We start from the raw sequence: 5,454 nt of genomic DNA on the forward strand, positions 1-5,454 counted from the left end.
TTAATGGCTGATTCAACTTGCGTACTCGTTAGTCGTTGTTCAATTTGCCCAGCCTGTGTACGTATAGTGGATTCTGCACTTGCTACTCGACTAGTCAAGCTATTAAAATCAGTCTTTGCGACTTTCTGTGAGATGGCATTATTGGCAATAGTCAGCTCAGACTTGGTCTGACTAATCATTGTCGCATTGCTAGTTGCTTTTGAAAGGGCGGTTTCTGCCGTAGATTTCACACCGTCCACAAAGGTCTTGTCAGCTTTAAGTAAAATGGACTGGAACGTTTGATTAATACTTGTCGTATGATTCTCAACTGTACTCTTGAGATTTTCATAGTCCATTTTTGAAACTTTACTAGCCACATCACCCAACAATTGCCTGATTTGGGTCTCAGCATAAATCATTTTATTCTCAGTATGAGTAACCTTTGTAGACAGTTGAGTTTGTCCCTCAGCTGTCTGAGTAATTAGGGTTCTGGTTTGGCTAAGATCTGTGATTAAGTCCTCAGGAGCAGGTGACCAGTCTGTAGGCATAGAAGAAAGTTCAAACTTTGGTCTTCCAGCTAAGGCATTTCCTCTGACTTGCACAAAAAGATTCAGCTTTGCTACACTAACAACAGATACACCATCTGGAATACGAACCGTTCGGTATATCCGCTCGCGAGGTTGGGTTGCTGAAACAACTTTATAGCAGTTTAGATAGAGAGGATTGCCATTGGATAAAGTCAAGCGTAGCTCGCATCCTATCCTAGACTGTCCTCTTTCATCAGGCGACAGATTTTCTCCCTTGATATCAACGCTGATCGTCACAAACTTCCCTGCCTGAGCATAGTCGATAAAGTCCGAAGCACTATCCAGAAACTTACTCCCAGATGTAATATAAGTATCACTTTTTAGTATGTAATTTCGACCACCAAAATCAACTGGAATCTTAGCTATGGTCTCTCGAATCTCAGTCGTTATCCGATTCCCCAATTGCGTAATAGACGACTCGGCAGTTTCGATTCTCTGTTTTGCTTGGTTAAAATCACTGGTTTTTACACGCTGGGAAATTTGGTCTGCTTGTACTTGAATCATGGATTCTGCACCGGATACTCGACCAGTTAGACTATCCACCAGTTGCTTACTCGCAAGAAGTTTTATATCCTCCTTGGTTTGTGACAGATTGGTACTTACTGTAGCCAACTGTCCCCCTAATAGTGATTTTGCTACATCAACCAATCGACTGGCTTCAGAGATAGCTTGTGATTTAGCTGTCGCAATCTTTCTCTCTGTCTGACTACGCTCCGTTGAAGTCAATCGGTTAGCTTCATTAATGGCATCAAGCTTGGCTTGTTCTGCCCTCCTGAGGGCTTCAGTCGCCCCAGTTTGAGCCTGTTCTGCTTTTTGTTTGGCTTCTGTAGCTAGGTTGGTGTTAACCCCGGCCTTCGCCAATAAATCACGAGTTGTGCGTTGCTGCTCCTCTTCCTGTTGTCGCATCTGTTGGTGAATTGTAGAAAGTTCACTATCAATGCTAGCCTTTAATCGATCCGCATAGACCTCCCCATGACTTTGAGCCTGTTCGATAGCGTTATCAATGGCTACTTGACGTTTCTCAAATTCCGCATCAAAGGCTCTGTTGGCATTCTCAATGGCAATTTCAACGGCAACATCCTCACTCCGCTTATTCCCATCAAGTAGATTATTTGCTAGTGTAGTTAAGCTTCCACTAGTTTTACCTGTACCAATACTTGCCTTATCATCAAAAGTGATAGAGCGGTAATTCTTAGTTAAAGGATCATAATCATAAGCGATGGCTTTCTTCCTCACATCAATTCCGTGTAGCTTGCTTTTTAAAGTTACGGTATCGCCTAGATGAACCATTTGACCATCTAACTCAAATGCCTCAATGATAATGGCATCTTTTGGCTTATCAATTCCCTCTAAGCGAAACTTGCTACTAGCCCACTCTATTAACTCTTGACGAGACCTGAGGTTATTATTGGTATAGGTCACTTCATTGATGAATGGATAGGAGTTTATCAGTGGACTGTCTACTGTGACTTGAAGTACAGTTTCCCTATCCTGCCCCTCTTGTTTAAAACTTGAAGTGGCATGAATGCGAGTGATAATCTGTGAACTTTCTTTTGTTCTCTGATACTTTTTCAAATTGTAGTGAGTAGAAATGACCACCCCACGGTCTTGTCCTCGCTCAACCTTTATAGTTAGGGCAAGATTATCACGAACCAGTTCCCCCTCCCAAGTTCCAATAATAGAATGTTTGCCATCCAACAAGCTGGAGTAAAGCGTCTGTTCCTTGTCCGTTGTATAGGTTCTGTTCTTGACAATGTCGCTGGTAAAAGAAAAATCTCCCAATGGAGACTTGCTTGCCATGACCATGCTTGATAGTGCTGTTGCACAGGGTACCTGTTCACACCTAAATGGCGATACTAACCTCGTCATGATGTCATCTGAAATGTGATAGGCCACAACTTCAAGACTGGTGTCTCCTTCGATGACTTTCTTTATCCGAAACAACTGATGTCCCAATACTGGAACTGGGCTACGAACGAGGTAGTCCTCTTTTAACTCTCGAAATAGTCCGCTGTCTGTTATCGGATAGGTAAAGTTCAGGACAAAATCCCCATTCAAGGTTTCCTTGACACTTGCCTTAATGGTTTCTGGGAGTGGTTTTCCATGCCATTTTGCTGTTCGAACAGTTTTGTCTAATAATGATAGCACTATGCCCACCCCCAATTCGTTTCTATTGTTAATGATGTGATGCCAGAACCTAAGACAACTCCAACTGAGTCATTTCTGCCTGCATCAATGGTAATGAAATCGCCAGTCCATTTTACAGGCTGACCTCTTTGTGTCTTAAAACTTGGCTGACTAGGATTATTATCCATAATGAGTGTTTCCTGTAATCGCTCCAAGCGGATGACATCATCCCCAATCGTAAAGCTAGTTTCACTACTTGAGTTGCCACTTATGGTAATCTTTGGAAAAGCAATGGCTGAACCTTGACTTCTCAAAGTACCACTAGACCTAAACACCTGCGAGGTCGTCGTTTTGAACCACTTGGTTGGGTGACAAGAAAAGGTAACCTTAAGCTCATACACCCCCAGCTTATCCTTTTGAACTGGAGTATGGTGAACTTTGTAACACCAAAATCGTATAGTCTTGAAACTAGCGTTCTCAAGCCAAAATCCTTCTTTCAAAAATAGCTTCAAAAAGGAAAATAACTGTTCTTCACTAGGTTTTACAAGATAGAGGGTGTAGCTCAGTTCCATGACACTTCTGCGAGGATTGGTTTGAAGAACCGCTCCTGACAGGCCTTGGTGTTCTATCAATTGCGACTTACTTTCACTTACTGTGATAGAAGGGCTATCTTCCACGATTACCTTAAAAGGAAAACTAGACGTGGATACTCCACCAATGGTTAATGCATTATGTCTAATCATGGTTTCACTCCTCTCAATCCTTGTTGGCGTTCTAATTCATACACTAGTTTCTCTCCAACCATCTCTGCAAGTCGGTGAAGGTCAGTCTCTTCTCTAACTGTGTTACCTGAAATAGTGATGTGAATGGTTGGTAGATTACTTGTCATGGTCTTTGCGATTCCTCGACCAATTGCACCCAATGTTTGTTCATTCAAAGGCAACACCGCTTCTTTTCCTGCTTCACCACCAACCATCAGGCTATTACCATTCATTCCAAATGCCGTTGGTTTGGTTAAGATACCTCCCTTGGCATACCAATCAATAGAAATTCTTGGAATACCACCCTTCAACCAATCAAGAGGATTAGCAGATCCTGACACCCTAAAGTGAGGGAGGGGAATATGCGGCCAGCGAATTTGGAAGTTGAAGAGATTTTTGATGGCATTAACAGCGTTACTTACGGCATCTCTCGCTCCATTGATGGCATTTGAAATGGTATTCTTGACACCATTCCAAACAGATGACACCGTGCTTGAAATGCCATTCAAGACACTAGAGACCGTGTTTCGGATACCGTTCCAAATATTGGATACCGTGACTCCAATATTGGATAAGATATTAGATATGGTTGATTGGATTGCTGACCAAATGGATGAAACGACTGAACTGATAGCTGTCAGTAAATTTGAGATGGTATTCTTGATACCTGTCCAAGCAGTTGAGATGTACTGGGCGATGAAATTGAGGGCTAAGGAAATAAGGGACTTGATGCCCTCCCATGCCATCGACAAGACCTGTTTGATGGTTTCCCAAGCGCCAGTCCAATCACCAGTGATAACCTGCATGACTGCCTTGATGATACCAAGTACCACATTGATAGCAGTCTCGACCACAATCTTTATCATCTCCCAAGCGGCTGTGATGATGAGTTTGATATTCTCCCAACTTGCTTGGATGAGCGGTCCAAGAATAGTCATCACCGTTTGAATAACCGTAGTGATGGCATTCCATACCGTCGTTGCAGCATTTAGAATCAATTGCTGGTTTTCAGTCCACCATGTGGTTAGCGTTCCCCAGATGGACATAACAAAACTAGAAATCTGCTGGATGATCATGGACAGAAAGGCATAGATACTATTCCAGATTTCCGTCACAGCCGTTCGAGAGCCTTCGTGATTCGTCCAGAGTTCTTTTAACCCAACAATCAGTAAGGTAATGGCAGCTACAATACCAACAATAATCCCCACAATCGGCAAAAATGCCGTTATCATTCCAACAACGGTTGTCCCCATAGCAGCTGCCGCAACCTGTAAGCCCAAGAAAACAGGAAGTAACATCCCTACCACGGCTAAAATACCTGTGAAGATAATGACGACTTCCTTGATGGGACTGGATAAGTTTGTAAACCAAGTTGCTAGTTGACTAATAATGTCTGCCAAACTTTGAAAGACTGGAATAAGCATCTCCAGAATCGGTTGCCCGATTGCTGCTAGAGCATTAGTTCCAGACTGTCTTAAGTTACCCAGAACGTTTTCCAGTCCGTCTGATTCCCTTGCAGCTTGTCCCAAGGCTCCAGAGAGTTCATTGCCGTCCTCTACCATTTGAAGGAGGGTTAACTGCTTCTGAGCTTCTGATAGTTCATTGAAGGACTTTCCATAGAGTTTGTTCGCCGCTGCATTACGAGTGGTTTCTGTCGCAGAAATGCCTAGAGCTGCGTCATTTTCATAGTTTCCTTTGAGGAAGGACTGTAGGTTTTCGGTGACTTCTTCGATGGATTTATCGTAAAATGCTGCCCCATCAGCCGCTGCTCTGGTGGCACGAGTGGTCAGATCCAAAGCTTGAGCCGTATCCATCCCAGAGGTTTTGGCAAAGGAAGCCATTTGAGTGAAGGAGCCTTGAAGACGCTCTGGAACAATGTCCATCTCTTCCCCAATCTTATTGAGGGCAACCTTAGCAGCATTCTCCATATCCCCAAAGACTGTAGAGAATTGGGCATTGCTGGCTTGAAGTTGAGCTGCCGCAGACATGGACTCTGTTCC

At 43.3% G+C, this 5,454-nt stretch carries 3 protein-coding genes; all 3 read right to left on the minus strand.

Features of this window, described 5'->3' with window-relative positions; all coding sequences use genetic code 11:
- A partial coding sequence (locus RFK25_RS11165; RefSeq protein ID WP_332413502.1) for a phage tail spike protein occupies window positions 1-2,714 on the minus strand: 2,714 nt, incomplete at its 3' end.
- Window positions 2,714-3,436, minus strand: coding sequence for a phage tail protein (locus RFK25_RS11170; RefSeq protein WP_257117658.1), 723 nt, complete (start codon window positions 3,434-3,436; stop codon window positions 2,714-2,716). The genes RFK25_RS11165 and RFK25_RS11170, both read right to left, overlap by 1 nt.
- The coding region (locus RFK25_RS11175) for a phage tail protein (RefSeq protein ID WP_332413505.1) at window positions 3,433-5,454 on the minus strand (2,022 nt) is incomplete at its 5' end. The genes RFK25_RS11175 and RFK25_RS11170, both read right to left, overlap by 4 nt.

Origin of the sequence: Streptococcus sp. SS-4456 (genome assembly GCF_036680365.1) — a bacterium.
Classification (GTDB): Bacteria; Bacillota; Bacilli; order Lactobacillales; family Streptococcaceae; genus Streptococcus.